This is a genomic window from Agrobacterium pusense (genome assembly GCF_900102105.1).
Taxonomy (GTDB): domain Bacteria; phylum Pseudomonadota; class Alphaproteobacteria; order Rhizobiales; family Rhizobiaceae; genus Agrobacterium; species Agrobacterium pusense.
The window spans coordinates 377,651-392,565 of sequence record NZ_FNBB01000001.1 but is presented as its reverse complement, the minus strand read 5'-3'; the positions used below and the strand labels follow the sequence as shown (position 1 = coordinate 392,565).

General features: G+C 59.9%; 15 protein-coding genes. 11 read left to right on the top strand and 4 right to left on the bottom strand.

Annotated elements, in window-relative coordinates; all coding sequences use genetic code 11:
* Positions 1-101: 101 nt before the first annotated feature.
* Positions 102-977 carry a dienelactone hydrolase family protein gene (locus BLU28_RS02005; RefSeq protein WP_072493994.1) on the top strand — a complete coding sequence of 292 codons (876 nt, stop codon included), beginning with the start codon at positions 102-104 and terminating at the stop codon, positions 975-977.
* A 295-nt stretch (positions 978-1,272) separates the two neighbouring features.
* On the opposite strand, the gene moaB is transcribed toward BLU28_RS02005, so the two are convergent.
* The 4 genes from moaB to BLU28_RS01980 all read right to left on the bottom strand — a co-directional run bounded on the left by moaB (position 1,273) and on the right by BLU28_RS01980 (position 5,802).
* The gene (gene moaB, locus BLU28_RS01995; RefSeq protein ID WP_072494866.1) at positions 1,273-1,818 is read right to left on the bottom strand and encodes a molybdenum cofactor biosynthesis protein B; all 546 of its coding nucleotides are present in this window, start codon (positions 1,816-1,818) and stop codon (positions 1,273-1,275) included.
* Positions 1,819-1,844: 26 nt separating this feature from the next.
* Complete coding sequence (locus tag BLU28_RS01990) at positions 1,845-2,744, bottom strand: 4-(cytidine 5'-diphospho)-2-C-methyl-D-erythritol kinase (RefSeq protein ID WP_077986657.1); 900 nt, start codon at positions 2,742-2,744, stop codon at positions 1,845-1,847.
* 6 nt (positions 2,745-2,750) lie between these two features.
* Positions 2,751-4,595, bottom strand: a complete 1,845-nt coding sequence (locus BLU28_RS01985) for a tetratricopeptide repeat protein (protein ID WP_077986842.1) — start codon at positions 4,593-4,595, stop codon at positions 2,751-2,753.
* Between the two features lie 190 nt (positions 4,596-4,785).
* Complete coding sequence (locus BLU28_RS01980; protein WP_004440110.1) at positions 4,786-5,802, bottom strand: polyprenyl synthetase family protein; 1,017 nt, start codon at positions 5,800-5,802, stop codon at positions 4,786-4,788.
* Between the two features lie 111 nt (positions 5,803-5,913).
* On the opposite strand from BLU28_RS01980, the gene BLU28_RS01975 reads away from it, so the two are divergent.
* The 10 genes from BLU28_RS01975 (at position 5,914) to BLU28_RS01930 (ending at position 14,841) form a co-directional block, all read left to right on the top strand.
* Positions 5,914-6,144, top strand: coding sequence for a putative signal transducing protein (locus BLU28_RS01975; protein ID WP_077986658.1), 231 nt, complete (start codon positions 5,914-5,916; stop codon positions 6,142-6,144).
* A 6-nt stretch (positions 6,145-6,150) separates the two neighbouring features.
* The gene (locus BLU28_RS01970) at positions 6,151-6,951 is read left to right on the top strand and encodes a tRNA1(Val) (adenine(37)-N6)-methyltransferase (protein ID WP_004440112.1); all 801 of its coding nucleotides are present in this window, start codon (positions 6,151-6,153) and stop codon (positions 6,949-6,951) included.
* Positions 6,952-7,041: 90 nt separating this feature from the next.
* Complete coding sequence (locus tag BLU28_RS01965) at positions 7,042-7,908, top strand: S49 family peptidase (RefSeq protein ID WP_006699473.1); 867 nt, start codon at positions 7,042-7,044, stop codon at positions 7,906-7,908.
* Between the two features lie 20 nt (positions 7,909-7,928).
* Positions 7,929-8,123: an NfeD family protein gene (locus BLU28_RS01960; RefSeq protein ID WP_004440115.1), complete on the top strand. Its 195-nt coding sequence runs from the start codon at positions 7,929-7,931 to the stop codon at positions 8,121-8,123.
* A gap of 205 nt (positions 8,124-8,328) precedes the next feature.
* Positions 8,329-9,309: an acyltransferase family protein gene (locus tag BLU28_RS01955; protein WP_077986659.1), complete on the top strand. Its 981-nt coding sequence runs from the start codon at positions 8,329-8,331 to the stop codon at positions 9,307-9,309.
* A 96-nt stretch (positions 9,310-9,405) separates the two neighbouring features.
* Positions 9,406-10,368 (top strand): glycine--tRNA ligase subunit alpha, encoded by a 963-nt coding sequence (locus tag BLU28_RS01950; protein ID WP_020813609.1) that lies wholly within the window; start codon positions 9,406-9,408, stop codon positions 10,366-10,368.
* Between the two features lie 107 nt (positions 10,369-10,475).
* Positions 10,476-10,859, top strand: coding sequence for a hypothetical protein (locus BLU28_RS01945; protein ID WP_223215408.1), 384 nt, complete (start codon positions 10,476-10,478; stop codon positions 10,857-10,859).
* Positions 10,860-10,978: 119 nt separating this feature from the next.
* A complete protein-coding gene (locus BLU28_RS01940) occupies positions 10,979-11,530 on the top strand; it encodes a LemA family protein (RefSeq protein ID WP_006699477.1) in 552 nt (183 codons plus the stop codon).
* Between the two features lie 74 nt (positions 11,531-11,604).
* Positions 11,605-12,882 carry a 3-phosphoshikimate 1-carboxyvinyltransferase gene (aroA, locus tag BLU28_RS01935; RefSeq protein ID WP_022555660.1) on the top strand — a complete coding sequence of 426 codons (1,278 nt, stop codon included), beginning with the start codon at positions 11,605-11,607 and terminating at the stop codon, positions 12,880-12,882.
* Between the two features lie 21 nt (positions 12,883-12,903).
* The gene (locus BLU28_RS01930; RefSeq protein WP_077986660.1) at positions 12,904-14,841 is read left to right on the top strand and encodes a DUF2207 domain-containing protein; all 1,938 of its coding nucleotides are present in this window, start codon (positions 12,904-12,906) and stop codon (positions 14,839-14,841) included.
* The last annotated feature ends 74 nt before the right edge of the window (positions 14,842-14,915 follow it).

The window sequence follows — 14,915 nt, the reverse complement described above, 5'->3', positions numbered from 1 at the left end:
GGCGCTCACGCAAATGTGTGGCGCCCCTTCCGACTGCCTTATTCCCCGCCCTTAGATCTGCGTTATCCTCCCGCATCCGTGCGTCCAAGGAGGATACAGCGATGGACAAGCCCAAGATTACGCAGGCCATGATCGACGCTTATGATGAGTATACCCATCTCAGCCTTGATCGCCGCAAATTCATGGAAAAGCTCACCGTGCTGGCCGGCTCCGGCGCGGCGGCGGCGGCAATTGCGCCCCTTCTTTCCGCCAACAGCGCCCGCGCCGCCATCGTCGCGCCTGACGATGCTGGCATTGTTGCGGAAGACGTGACCTATCCGGCGCCCGGCGGCGAGATGAAGGGTTATCTCGTCACGCCGAAATCGGCGTCCGGCCCCATCGGTTCCGTCATCGTCATTCACGAGAACCGCGGCCTCAACGACCATATCCGTGATGTGGCCAGACGCGTGGCGCTCGCCGGATTTCGGGCGCTTGCGGTCGATTTCCTCTCGCCGCAGGGTGGTACGCCCGCTGATGAGGAGAAGGCGCGGCAGATGTTCAGTGGTCTCGACATGGATGCAACTGTCGCCAATGCCGAAGCGGGACGGGTCTGGCTTGCGGCAAGGCAAGGGGCGAATGGCAAGGTCGGCGCCATCGGTTTCTGCTGGGGCGGCGGGCTGGTCAACCGTTTCGCCACCAAGTCGGAAGGTCTGAATGCCGGCGTCGCCTATTACGGTCAGCAGGTCCCGGCGGCCGATGTGCCGGCCATAAAGGCACCGCTGCTTTTGCATTATGCCGGTCTCGACGAGCGCATCAATGCCGGCATCGATGCTTACAAGAAGGCGCTGGAGGAAAACGGCAAGACCTTCGAGATTTTCGTCTATGACGGCGTCAACCATGCCTTTAACAATGACACGTCTTCGGCGCGCTATGACAAGGCGGCTGCTGATCTCGCCTGGGGGCGGACGGTGGAGTTTTTCAGGAAATATCTGGGGTGATTGGGTTTTGAGCGGGCAGCTGTTCTTCTCGCCGGCGGGGGAGGCGGACAGGTTTGGGATCTTGGCAACTGACAATGGACCGAAGATGCGTGGGGTTCACCCCCCTCTGCCCTGCCGGGCATCTCCCCCACAGGTGGGGAGATCGATCTGCGGCGATGTCTCGGTCATCTCGATGTTTGAGGATTGAGCTGCGAAAGCGCTCCTTGCCGATCTCCCCACCTGTGGGGGAGATGCCCGGCAGGGCAGAGGGGGGTGAACCCCACGCATCTTCGGTCCAACAACCCTGAATCCGACCCTAAACCCCACCAGCCCCACGCTTCAAATGCTCATCCAGCCGCGGCATGATTTCCACGAAATTACACGGCAGATGACGATAATCGAGTTGCGCCTTGAGGATGCCATCCCACGCATCCTTGCAAGCCCCCGGTGATCCCGGCAGCACGAAGATGAAGGTCGCATTCGCCACGCCACCGGTCGCGCGTGACTGGATGGTGGCGGTGCCGATCTTGTCGTAGGAAATGCGATGGAACAGCGCCGAAAACCCGTCCATGCGCTTTTCGAACAGCGGTTCCAGCGCCTCGGGTGTCACATCGCGGCCGGTAAAGCCGGTGCCGCCTGTCGTGATGACCACATCCACGCCGTCAGTGAGCGTCCATTCGCGCACCGTGTCTGCGATCGCCGCCTTGTCGTCAGGCACGATGGCGCGGGCGGCGAGCCTGTGGCCTGCCTCCTCCAGCCTTGTGACCAGCGTATCGCCGGACTTGTCATTCTCCAGCGTGCGGCTGTCCGAAACGGTCAGAACCGCAATGCCAAGGGGAATGAAGGGTCTATCGCCTGCCATGGCTTTGTCCTCGAAATATCCGGCCCTCAAATGGTCCGCGTTGCCTGAAAATACCAGCCTGGGCGCTTCTTCCGAAGCGATGTTTCCGCGTTTTGGGCGGCATCGAAGGAATGAAAAATCCCGAAACAGGTTGCCCCGGAACCGGACATGCGCACAAGGGTGGCGCCCTCCTCAGACAGCAACCCGATGATCTCGCCGATGTCAGGCAGAAGCGCCTGGGCCGGCGGTTGCAGATCGTTGCGACTTTCCGCGAGAAAATTCATCCAGCCTATTGTCACCTCGCCAACCTTGGCTGGCGTCGGCAAAGGCGGATTGGCCTTGTTCTGCAATCGCCGGAAAATCTCCGGCGTCGAGACCGCCTTCAGCGGGTTGGCCAGCACCAGAAACAGTTCCGGCAGGTCATTGACCGGTTCGATGTCCTCGCCGATGCCGCGCGCGATCAGCGATCGGCTTTCAAGACACATAGGCACATCCGCACCGAGCCTCAGCGCTATCGACGAAATCCTATCCGGTGTTATCCCGGCACGCCAGTGGCGCAGAAGCGCCCGCAGCGTTGCCGCCGCATCCGCCGAGCCGCCCCCTATACCTGATGCAACGGGCAGATTCTTTTCAAGATGAATGGCGACCGGGGGCGCTGGTTGACCAACTGATGCGAGCGCGTTGCGCAGCAAATCTCTGGCCCGGATAACGAGGTTATCGCCGCCATCGCCGGCGTGTAGAAGATCGCCAAACGGTCCTGAGATGGAAAAGCTGTCGACATCGGCGTCTTGGATATGGATCGTGTCGCCGGCTTCGGTAAACACCACCAGCGATTCAAGCAGATGGTAGCCATCCGCCCGCTGCCCGGTGACGTGAAGTGCCAGATTAACCTTGGCCGGGGCCGCCTCGACTGTCTCGGCCGCCCCGGAAATTCCCTGCATCGCCATGCGGCGTTAGGATTTCTTGTCCGGAGCAGGGGTCGCCGGGGCCGGAGGAGCCGGCGGCTGCGGCGCGACGTCCTTCTTGGCCGTATTCTCGGCATCCTTTTCGACTGGCGGCAGGCCGTTGGCAATCTTTTCCTTCACCTTGGCCTTGTCCACGTCGTCGCTGTCGCCGATCAATGCGCGGTTCCACTGATAGACCGCCTCGATCTTGCGGCCGACGCGCCAATAGGCATCGCCCAGATGGTCGTTGATGGTGGGATCACCGGCCTTGAGTTCGATTGCCCGTTCCAGTTCGGTCACGGCATCGTCGAAATCGCCGAGGCGATAATGCGCCCAGCCGAGCGAATCGACGATATAGCCGTCATTCGGACGAAGCTCGACGGCACGACTGATCATCTTCATGCCTTCATCGAGATTGATGCCCTTGTCCACCCAGGAATAACCCAGATAGTTCAGAACCTGCGGCTGCTCGGGGTTCAGCTCCAGCGCCCGCTTGAAATTCGGTTCGGCCTTGTCCCATTGCTTCAGGCGCTCGTAGGCGATGCCGCGCTGGAAAAACACCGTCCAGTCGGATTTCTGCGGCACGGCGCCGATCACTTCAACGGCCTTGTCGTAATTCTCCGCCATGGCCTTGTAGTCCTTGGCATCGGACAGCACGCTGCCATAGGCGAGGTAGGAACGAATATCCTTGGGGTCGGATTCGAGGAGCGACCTGAGGTGTTTGCGTGCCTCTTCCACCTTTTCGGTCTGCGCCAGCGTCAGTCCGAGCTGCAGCTCGGAGATGCGATACATCGGCGAGTCCTTCGGCACTTCACGATAGAAGGCGATGGCACGTTCCGGCTTCTTCATGGCTTCTGCAAGTCCGCCGAGAAGAATGAGCGTATCCGGGCTCTTCGGATCGAGCGCGCGCGACGTCTGCAGATAAAGCGTGACGATCTCTTCGGCGCCTTCGCGGTTCAACGCACCGGCGATGGAGAACATGACGCTGGCGGCGCCCTCCACGGCATTGGTGATCTGCTGCTCCGGCTTCTCACCCTTTTCGATGGACTGGCGGAGCGCTTTCAGCGGTGCGTAATTCGGCGCGAAAGTGTCGCCGACCGCGATCGCATCCAGTGCTTTCTGCTTGTTGCCGGCGGAAGCCTCCAGCCTTGCGAGCGCCATCACTGCGCGCATATAGGTATCGGAGGCGGTCGCTCCGCCTTCGCGGTCGGTTACCGCTTCGTTCAGGCTCTTGCGGGCGGCCTCGGTGTTGCCGGAAACAAGCGCGATGGCTGCCGCATTGTATTTCTGGAAGATCGAAATCCAGCCCGGGCCCTTCATGTTGTTGACGAGCGCCAGAGCCTCCTTCGGCTTGCCGGAACCCGCGCGCGCCCAGGCGGTCAGAAGCGTGTTGACCATGCGGTCCAGATCGTTTGGGCCGGAATATTTCAGGATTTTCTCGGCCTTGGCGAATTCCTTGTCCTTGATGGCGTCGAGGCCACGCACGATGGTCGTGACGCGTTCCACCGAGGTATCGTCCTTCATCGAATCGGCGATCTTGGCGCCGGCTTCGAAGTTGCCGCTCAGAAGTTCGGCGATCATCAGCCGCTGGCGGATTTCCGAGTTGGCAGGGTCGAATTCCAGCGCCTTCTTGTAGAGCGAAATTGCGGTGGGATAATCCTGATCGACATCGGCATTGCGTCCGGCGAGGAAGGCGCCGGAGAAGGTGTTGACCTTGCCGGGGTCGAACGTAACGGCCTTGTCTTCCGGTGTCGCCTTCGTCTCCGCAAAGCCGGGGCTTGCACCCGCGCCGATTGCGAGAGCGGCGGCAAGAGCCGCGCTGCAGAGAAGACGGAGTGCTGGTTTACGCCGCATGAGGGAACCTTTGCCTTTGTGCAGAAGCACGGAAAAATCAGTTTCCATTGTTTGGTCACTATAGAATGGCTTTTTTGAAGCAACCCCGCAAGAAATTATGGCCCCGGCCACAATCACGCCTCGCGGAGAGTCAGGCCCGCAACCTCGGGCGGATGCTGTGTTCCATCCGCCTTTCGCCTGGCCTGCGGCGTCAGTTCAGACGCTCGATGCAGAAGTCGATCACTTCCAGAAGCGCATTTTTCCAGGGGCTCTGCGGCAACGGTGCAAGTGCATCGCGGGCAATGGTGCCATAATGCGTTGCACGGCCTATCGTATCACCGAGGCCGTTATATTTTGTGATCAGGCCGAGCGCCTTTTCGAGGTTCTCGTCGCTGCTCTCGCCATTTTCGATGGCATTGCGCCAGAAAGCACGCTCATCCTGCGTGCCGCGGCGATAGGACAGGATGACCGGCAGAGTGATCTTGCCCTCGCGGAAGTCATCTCCGGTATTCTTGCCGAGATCAGCCGACTTGCCGCCATAGTCCAAGACGTCATCGACCAGCTGGAAGGCGAGGCCGAGATTCATGCCATAGGACTTCAGTGCACTGCGGGTCGCCTTGTCGGTCTTGGCGACGATGGGGCCGACTTCGGCGGCGGCGGCGAAGAGGGCAGCCGTCTTGGCGCGAATCACCTGAAGATAATCGTCCTCGGTCGTTTCCATGTTCTTGGCGACCGAAAGCTGCAGTACCTCACCCTCGGCGATGACCGAGGCGGCGGTGGAGAGCACGTCGAGTGCATCGAGAGAGCCGACATCCACCATCATGCGGAAAGCCTGGCCAAGCAGGAAGTCGCCGACGAGAACGCTTGCCTGGTTACCCCAGATGGTGCGTGCGGTGGATTTTCCGCGACGCAGATCGCTTTCATCCACCACGTCGTCATGCAGAAGCGTCGCCGTGTGCATGAACTCCACGCTGGTGGCGAGCTTGATGTGGTTGTCGCCCTCATAACCGAACATCGAGGCCGAGGCGAGCGTCAGCATCGGCCGCAGGCGCTTGCCGCCGGACGAGATGAGGTGGTTGGCCACCTCGGGTATCATCTGCACGTCGGAACCGGCCTTGGAAAGGATAAGCTGGTTCACCCGTTCCATATCGGGGCGGGTCAGGTCGACAAGCGGCTTGACGGATGCGAGTTTGTTTTTGCTTTCTTCAAGCGGTATGACGACGCCCAAGGGACAGGACTCCAGTTCGAATTTGAATTCGACAATAAAAACTGACGCCTTGCGCGGCAAGGGGCGAATTGCCGCTAGCCATTCAAAAAGATGGGAATTTAAGGTCTATCCATGCGTGAACTGATCCGTACCAACGATGCCGTGCTGCTCTCCTTCGCCGAACGCCTGATGAAGGATGCCGGCATCCATTGCCTCATTGCCGATCAGGCAATGAGCATTCTGGAGGGATCTCTCGGCCTTTTGCCCCGCCGGTTTCTGGTAGAGGAAGATCGGGCGGCTCAGGCCCGCCGTATCCTCATCGATGCCGGGCTGGGCGACGAGTTGCGCAACGAAGAGGCTTGAACGACGGTGGACGACGGCATTTCCGAAACGATCGATGCCTTTCATCGGGGCCGGTTTCATATCATCCAGCCGAAGGGCAGGGGGCATCGGGCCGGCATGGACGCCATGCTTCTGGCTTCGCTGGTGGCGGATGACCGCCCCTGCCGGATTGCCGATCTGGGTGCCGGTGCCGGTGCCGCCGGCATGGCGGTTGCGGCGCGGCTCGAAAAGGCCAGGGTGACGCTCTATGAGCGCTCGCCGGAAATGGCGCAATTTGCCCGCCGCAGTCTGGAACTGCTTGATAATGCAGCCTTTTCGGCCCGCGTCGAGGTGCGCGAAGCGGATGTGACGCTGCGCGCGAAAGCCCGTGTGGAAGCGGGTTTGCCCGACGATCATTTCCATCACGTCATCATGAATCCGCCCTATAATGATGCGGGCGACCGCCGCACGCCGGATGCTCTGAAGGCCGAGGCCCACGCGATGACGGACGGCCTGTTCGAAGACTGGATCAGGACCGCGGGTGCGATCATGATCCCGGGCGGGCAGCTTTCCCTGATTTCGAGGCCGCAATCAGTGGCGGAGATCATTGCTGCCTGCGGCAGCCGGTTCGGCGGTATCGAAATCACCCTCATCCATCCGCGTCCCGGCGAGGATGCGGTACGTATGCTCGTAACCGCCATCAAGGGATCGCGCGCACGGCTGTCCTTCCGCGCACCGCTCATCATGCATGAGACCGGCAGCCACGCCTTCACCCCCTTTGTTGATGACCTCAACAATGGTCGTGCGGCCTATTCCCGTAATGTAAGGGCAATCAGACCCGGCTTATAAAATCACCGTGACGCTAGCCGCATGCCATTGTGTTTTGCCCGGCGATACATACATCCGTGTCGATGAAGTCATTGCTGTGAGGATTGATTGGTGGGTTTGCTGAAGCTTCTTGTGCCGAAACGCTTTCGTAAAAAAGAGCTCGTCATTCCCGTGGTGCGCATGCATGGCGCGATTATGGCCGGCGGCAACCAGTTCCGCCCCGCCCTCAATCTCGCTTCCTATGCGCCGCTTCTCGAAAAGGCCTTCGCCGTCAAGGATGCTCCGGCCGTCGCCATTTCGCTCAATTCGCCCGGTGGTTCGCCGGTGCAGGCGCGGATGATCTATAACCGTATCCGCCAGCTTGCCGAGGAAAAGGACAAGAAAGTCCTCATCTTCGTGGAGGACGTCGCGGCCTCGGGCGGCTATATGATCGCTCTTGCCGGCGACGAGATCATCGCCGACCCCACCTCAATCGTCGGTTCGATCGGCGTCGTCTCCGGCGGCTTCGGTTTTCCGGAAATGTTGAAGAAGATCGGTGTGGAGCGGCGCGTTTATACGGCCGGCGAGAACAAGGTCATTCTCGATCCCTTCCAGCCGGAAAAGGAAGGCGACATCGATTACCTGAAGTCGCTTCAGGTCGAAATCCACAATGTTTTCATTGATATGGTCAAGATGCGCCGCGGCTCCAAGCTAAAGGGCGACGAGGCGATCTTCTCCGGTCTGTTCTGGACCGGCATGCGTGGCCTCGACCTTGGCTTGATCGATGGGCTGGGTGACATGCGCGAGGTTCTGCGCCGCCGTTATGGTGAAAAGGTGAAGCTCCAGCTCGTCAGCGGCGGGCGCACTTTGTTCGGTAAAAAAGTACCTGGTGTGAATGCTGCGTTTGGCCTCGACACGCCAAAGCTGGCGGCGGGCGCCGTCGCGGGTCTTGCGGAGGTCGCCGAAGAAAAGGCATTGTGGTCGCGTTTCGGTCTATGATGTCGCGGGAATAAAGCCTTATGGCGCAGCTTATTACAATCATTCTTCTGGTGGTGGGGGCCATCATCCTCTACCGCCGCTTCGTTCGCGATGCGGAAAAGCTCTCGGCAAAATCGAAACAGCGCGAGAAGGAACGAGAGACCGGAGCGATCGGCACGCTGATCAAGGATCCCGAGACGGGGGAGTACCGCGTGAAGCGTGAGGATGAGGCGTAAGGCGCAGTCATCCCGGACAATCTCGTTTGCCAGTCCTGAAGGATTGGGGGTTAACCCAAAAATCAGCTTTTTGGGACAGCCCTGAAATTCGCCGAGTATTTTCGTCCCGATTGTGCGATTAGTGATCCACAAATTTTAGGGTGATCTGCTTTGCTTCGGCCTAAGCCGGCTGAAGTCTCGCATTGCGCAGCCGGACGGGGTAGTTTTGCAAAAAGTTCATTCCATTCAGTTTTTGCGGGCGGTCGCCGCGCTTTCCGTCATGTTTTTTCACATTGCCGGGGCTCCTCTGACGATAGGCGCCGCCGGGGTGGATGTGTTTTTCGTAATATCGGGATTTGTGATGGGCATGGTCGGCGATAAGGCGACACCCACCAAATTCCTGCGTCATCGGCTTTTCCGTATCGTGCCGCTCTACTGGGCCGTTACATTGCTCATGTGCCTTGGCGCGCTGGCAGGCGTGTTTTCCACATTCACCTTTACCATGGACCATCTCTGGAAATCTTTGCTGTTCATCCCTTATGCGGATGCTTCGGGCCAGGTCACGCCTCTCGTGATGGTGGGCTGGACGTTGAATATGGAGATGTTCTTTTATCTCGTTTTTGCGTTGGGTCTTGCACTGCGCGCGCCCATTTCCGTGACGATCATTGTCCTGACGGGCATGGTCTGCCTGGGGCAACTGGCGGACTGGCAGTCTCCCTTCATGCATATCTGGGCCTCGCCGCTGCTGCTGGAATTCCTCGCCGGTCTTGTCCTGTCGCAGATTGCCTTTGCGGGCGTGCGCAGCGGCGCTGCGGCCCTCGTGCTTTCTTTTGTCGGCTTCGCTTTCGCGGCCGGTATCGGTGAGCAATCCGGCCTTCTGCGCATCGCGAGCTGGGGCGTGCCAGCCTTTCTGCTGGTGGCGGGCTGTGTGTGGATCGAAAGAGCGGGTGGCTGGCCCATCGCGTGGCTGAAGCCCTTTGAAATCATCGGGGACGCCTCCTATGCGCTTTATCTCCTGCACGGGCTGGTTATTTCCGTGGTCTACAAGATCATAGCGCCGGGCCCTGCGGCGGGGATCGTGGCCGTTTTTGCTGCATTGGCTGTCTCGGTTGCAGCACATCTCCTGTTTGAAAAACCGGTGATCAGGCTTCTCAGGAAATTCGCAGACCGTGGCATCGGTGGTCAACGTGCCGAGGCCGTGGGCTGATCGCCGCTTCGCATAAAACCTTGACCCTCAAGCCATGCCGTGGCACCAGTCCGCATCCGAAGTAAGTCAATGCTTACTTATCCTCCTAACGCCGCGATGACTGCAATGACCGATGTTCCCGACCATATGAACCCGAAGCGTTCCTTTCAGGCGCTGATCCTGACGCTGCATAATTACTGGGCCGACAAGGGCTGCGCGGTGCTGCAGCCTTACGATATGGAAGTGGGCGCGGGTACGTTCCATCCGGCCACGACGCTGCGCGCACTTGGGCCGAAGCCGTGGAAGGCCGCTTATGTGCAGCCCTCGCGCCGCCCGTCGGACGGCCGTTACGGGGAAAACCCCAACCGTCTGCAGCATTATTACCAGTATCAGGTCATCCTGAAGCCCAACCCTTCAAACCTGCAGGAACTCTATCTCGGTTCGCTGAAGGCCATCGGCCTCGATCCGCTGCTGCACGATGTGCGTTTCGTCGAAGACGACTGGGAAAGCCCGACGCTCGGTGCCTGGGGCCTTGGCTGGGAATGCTGGTGCGATGGCATGGAAGTGTCGCAGTTCACCTACTTCCAGCAGGTCTGCGGCATCGAATGCTCGCCGGTCGCGGGCGAACTGACCTATGGTCTGGAACGCCTCGCCATGTATGTCCAGGGCGTCGACAATGTCTACGACCTAAACTTCAACGGCCGCGAGGGCGAAGAGAAGATTTCCTATGGCGACGTCTTCCTGCAGGCCGAGCAGGAATATTCCCGCCACAACTTCGAATTCGCCGATACGGCCATGCTGCATCGCCATTTCATCGACGCCGAAAAGGAATGCCAGGCGCTTCTCGCTGCCGGTGCGCCCGGGGACAACGATAATCAGCGCCTGCACAAATGCGTGTTCCCGGCCTATGATCAGTGCATCAAGGCCAGCCACGTCTTCAACCTTCTGGATGCGCGCGGCGTGATCTCGGTAACGGAACGTCAAAGCTATATCCTGCGCGTGCGCACGCTGGCGAAAGCCTGCGGCGAAGCCTTCCTGCTTACGGATGCGGGCGGGCTGAACTGGAACAGGGCCGCTTGATTTTTAGCGGTAAGCTCTTGTCTAACTTTGATGATTTGAAAGGCCGTTCTTGACGGCCTTTTATTTTGTGTGGAGTCGTATGGCTGAATAGCGCAATGGGTTTAACCGTGAATAATATTAGAAATTTCTGTTTTCTATATGTGCTTACACTCGGATGCGTTCTCGGTAATGGCGCGGCTGCGGAAACGACAGACTGGATGAGCGGCAACGATGCCTTTGCCCGCGCCGACAAGCTGCGTTCTTTCGGAATGATCGTCACCCGCATGGAGTGCAAGGATAGCGGCCAGCGCTCTCTCGATGTGGGCAGCGCGCTCGTCCGCATGCACTACACGCGCAATACGAAAATGCTCGACTGGGTCATAGACGGCTGGAATCATCTGGAGGGAAACAAGGAATATTGGGCTGAGCGAGGCTACAGGCTTGCCTCCTATACTCTTTTTGTCCGTAAGGTATCCGGCCTGAAATTATATTGTACCGTCTTTTATAAATAACGGGCGCTGCTTCCTGCAGCGGGTCCGTTCCGCCAAAAGCGGACAGAATGAGCGAAGCCCCATGACTTTGCGGTAATGAGCGGTTATCGTGCGCGCAACGAAGCTGGGAATCGCAATTCATGTTCATCACGCTGGCAATCATCGCGGCAATCGCGCTTTATGTCGTCTTCATCTATAACGGTCTCGTCAAGGCGCGGCAGATGAAGGAAGAGGCGTGGTCGGGCATCGACGTGCAGCTGAAGCGCCGCGCTGATCTCATCCCCAACCTCATCGAGACCGTGAAAGGTTACGCGGCCCATGAAAAGAGCACCTTTGAAGAGGTGATCAACCTGCGCAACCGGGCGCAGGCCGTGCCGGCGGGCGATGTCGAAGGCCGCGCCCAGGCGGAAGGACTGCTGTCACAGGCGCTCGGTAAGCTCTTTGCGCTCGCCGAAGCCTATCCCGATCTGAAAGCCAATACGAACTTTCTGGAATTGCAGCGCTCGCTCGAAACCATCGAAAGCGAGATCCAGATGTCGCGCCGTTATTACAATGGCGCTGCCCGCGATCTTAACGTCAAGGTGGAGAGCTTCCCGTCCAATCTCGTGGCGGGGCAGTTCGGTTTTGCCAAGGCGCCCTATTTCGAGATCGACAACCCGGCCGACCGCGCCGTGCCGACGGTGAAGTTCTAAGCACCGGCTCACAAATTCCCGCCGATATTCCGATAGCCCGGCTTTGCGCCGCATTCTTTGACAAGACGACGATCATGATCGAACTGACCATCACCCCGCCCGGCCACCCGCTTTCCGGCAAGGTGGAGCCGCCCGGTTCCAAATCCATTACCAACCGTGCACTTCTGCTGGCCGGGCTCGCCAAGGGCAAAAGCCGTCTCACGGGCGCGCTGAAAAGCGACGATACGCTTTACATGGCAGAAGCGCTGCGTGAGATGGGTGTCAAGGTAACCGAGCCTGACGCCACCACCTTCGTGGTGGAGAGTTCAGGTGGGTTGCATCAGCCGGAAAAGCCGCTTTTCCTCGGCAATGCCGGCACAGCCACCCGCTTTCTCACCGCCGCTGCCGCCCTTGTGGATGGCGCCGTCATCATCGATGGCGACGAGCATATGCGCAAACGCCCGATCATGCCGCTGGTGGAAGCCCTGCGCTCCCTCGGCGTTGAGGCGGAGGCGCCGACCGGCTGCCCGCCCGTCACCGTCTGCGGCAAGGGTACTGGCTTCCCGAAGGGCAGCGTCACGATCGACGCCAATCTTTCCAGCCAGTATGTGTCCGCACTTCTGATGGCCGCCGCCTGCGGCGACAAGCCTGTCGATATCATCCTCAAAGGTGAGGATATCGGCGCGAAGGGCTATATCGATCTCACCACATCGGCCATGGAAGCCTTCGGTGCAAAGGTGGAGCGGGTGAGCAACGCCATCTGGCGCGTGCATCCGACCGGCTACACGGCGACCGATTTCCACATCGAGCCGGATGCCTCCGCCGCCACCTATCTCTGGGGCGCTGAACTTCTGACCGGCGGCGCCATCGATATCGGCACGCCGGCCGATAAGTTCACCCAGCCGGATGCCAAGGCCCATGAGGTCATGGCGCAGTTTCCCCACCTGCCCGCTGAAATCGACGGTTCGCAGATGCAGGATGCCATTCCCACCATTGCGGTTCTCGCCGCCTTTAACGAAACGCCGGTGCGTTTCGTCGGCATCGCCAATCTGCGCGTCAAGGAGTGCGACCGAATCCGCGCCGTCTCACTCGGCCTCAACGAAATCCGCGATGGTCTGGCGCATGAGGAAGGCGACGACTTGATTGTGCATTCCGATCCCTCGCTTGCGGGCCAGACGGTCAAGGCCTCCATCGACACTTTCGCCGACCACCGCATCGCCATGAGCTTTGCGCTGGCCGCACTGAAGATCGGCGGCATTGCCATCCAGAATCCGGCCTGCGTGGGCAAGACCTATCCCGGTTACTGGAAGGCGCTCGCCTCGCTGGGCGTCGACTATACCGAAAAGGAAAGCGCTGCCGAGCCGCAGCACTGAGCCATTGAGGAGGGATCGCTCGTGAAGACCATCGCCGCAAGATTTCTCGCGCTGTTCGTCTTCCTGGGCGCGGCCTTCCCGGCTTTCGCGGAAGAGTTCATCCGTTCGTATCATTCCGTCATCGAGGTTGCGCGAGACGGAAAGCTGACGGTGACGGAGACCATCACCGCCCGCGCCGAAGGCCAGAACATCAAGCGCGGCATTTTCCGCGATTTTCCGCTTTATGCGCTGGATGCGAATAACCGCCGCACCAAGGTGGATTTCAGCGTCGTTTCGGTGGAGCGCGATGGTGCGCCCGAGAACTGGCGCACCGAAAATATCGATGGCGGCATCCGCATCTATACCGGCAGCGCCGACCGTTTTCTGCCGACCGGCGAACATATCTTCCAGATCACCTACACCACCGCACGGCAGATCCGTTATTTCAGCGATTATGACGAGCTGACCTGGAATGTTACCGGCAATGGCTGGCAATTCCCCATGGGCGAGATTTCCGCTACCATCACGTTGCCTGATGGTGTCAAGGCGACGGATACCGCCGTCTTCACCGGTCCGCTTGGCGCAAAAGGCAAGGACGCCCGCATCCTCAGTGAGGGCAACGAGGTTTTCTTCGCCTCCACTCGCCCCTTTTCGGTGGGCGAGGGCATGACGGTTGCGGTGAAACTGCCCAAGGGGGCTATCACGGCTCCTGACACCACGCAGGAGGCGGGGTGGTGGCTGCGGGACAATCTCGCCATCCTCCTTTCGGGCGGCGGTCTCTTCGTCGTGCTCCTCTATTATCTGCGAGCCTGGTTCGCCGTGGGCCGCGATCCGGCAAAAGGCGTCGTCGTGCCGCGCTGGGACGCGCCGGATGGACTTTCCCCGGCGCTGGTCAATTACGTCGATAACCGCGGTTTTTCCGGCGCGGGCTGGACGGCGCTTTCCGCTTCGGCACTTGATCTGGCCGTAAAAGGTTATGTGGTTTTGGAGGATCTGAAGAACGCCATCGTCATCCGCCGCACGCAAAAGGCGACGGCCGACAACCTGCCGACGGGACAGAAGACGCTGCTTTCCTCCATCGGTGGGCCGGGGGAGACACTAACCATCGACAAGGCCCATGGGGCGGAGGTCGAGAAGGTCGGCAAACAGTTTCGCGCAGCGATAGAGAAAGAACATCGCGGCAAGTATTACCGCAGCAATGCCGGCTACACCGTCTTCGGTATCTTCCTCAGCCTCGCCCTCATCGTTGCGACGCTGGTCTTCGGCGATCTGGATGAGAGCGCCATCGCCGCTGTGCTGGTCTTTGGCTTTTTTGCTTTCTTTTTCAGCATCCTTTCGATTGGCATCGGCCGGCAGTTTTCGCGCGGCGCGCCGCTGCGCAAGCGGATCGGTGGCATCGTCATGCTCGCCTTTGCCGGTTTCCTGGCCTTTTCGGCCATTGGCGGCATCGCCACGCAAATCCTGCTTGACGTTACACATGACACCAAGTCACTGGCGCTCGCTGCCATCGGGGGAATCGTGCTCACCAATGCGCTGTTCCTGTTTCTGATGGGCGCACCGACGCCGCTCGGTCGCAAGCTGATGGATGGCATCGAAGGCCTGCGGACCTATCTGACGCTGGCCGAAAAGGACCGGATGAACATGGCGGGCGCGCCGGCCATGTCGCCGCAACATTTCGAAACGCTGCTGCCCTATGCCGTGGCGCTTGGCGTCGAAAAGCCCTGGAGCCGTACGTTCGAGACCTGGCTCGCGACCGCCGCCGCCGGTGCCGCCGCGGCAAGTTATGCGCCGGGCTGGTACCTGGGCAGCAATTACGGCAGCTTTGGCGACAGGATCGGCGGGTTCTCAACCTCTATGGCAAGCACAATCGCCTCCACCATTCCGCAGCCTGTCAGCTCTTCCGGCTCCAGCTTCTCAGGCGGGGGTGGGGGCGGTTTTTCCGGCTCTGGCGGCGGCGGTGGCGGTGGCGGCGGCTGGTGATGCCTGCCGCGGTAATTTAACCGATAGCTGGTGACTTTTGCCGCTGGTCTTGCTAAGTCCGCGACACTCTTTTG

Bases quoted from the DNA above. Each gene is read 5' to 3' on its own strand.
- BLU28_RS02005 (WP_072493994.1), top strand. From the start codon at position 102: ATGGACAAGCCCAAGATTACGCAGGCCATGATCGACGCTTATGATGAG.
- moaB (WP_072494866.1), bottom strand. From the start codon at position 1,818: ATGGCAGGCGATAGACCCTTCATTCCCCTTGGCATTGCGGTTCTGACC.
- BLU28_RS01990 (WP_077986657.1), bottom strand. From the start codon at position 2,744: ATGGCGATGCAGGGAATTTCCGGGGCGGCCGAGACAGTCGAGGCGGCC.
- BLU28_RS01985 (WP_077986842.1), bottom strand. From the start codon at position 4,595: ATGCGGCGTAAACCAGCACTCCGTCTTCTCTGCAGCGCGGCTCTTGCC.
- BLU28_RS01975 (WP_077986658.1), top strand. From the start codon at position 5,914: ATGCGTGAACTGATCCGTACCAACGATGCCGTGCTGCTCTCCTTCGCC.
- BLU28_RS01960 (WP_004440115.1), top strand. From the start codon at position 7,929: ATGGCGCAGCTTATTACAATCATTCTTCTGGTGGTGGGGGCCATCATC.
- BLU28_RS01950 (WP_020813609.1), top strand. From the start codon at position 9,406: ATGACTGCAATGACCGATGTTCCCGACCATATGAACCCGAAGCGTTCC.
- BLU28_RS01940 (WP_006699477.1), top strand. From the start codon at position 10,979: ATGTTCATCACGCTGGCAATCATCGCGGCAATCGCGCTTTATGTCGTC.
- aroA (WP_022555660.1), top strand. From the start codon at position 11,605: ATGATCGAACTGACCATCACCCCGCCCGGCCACCCGCTTTCCGGCAAG.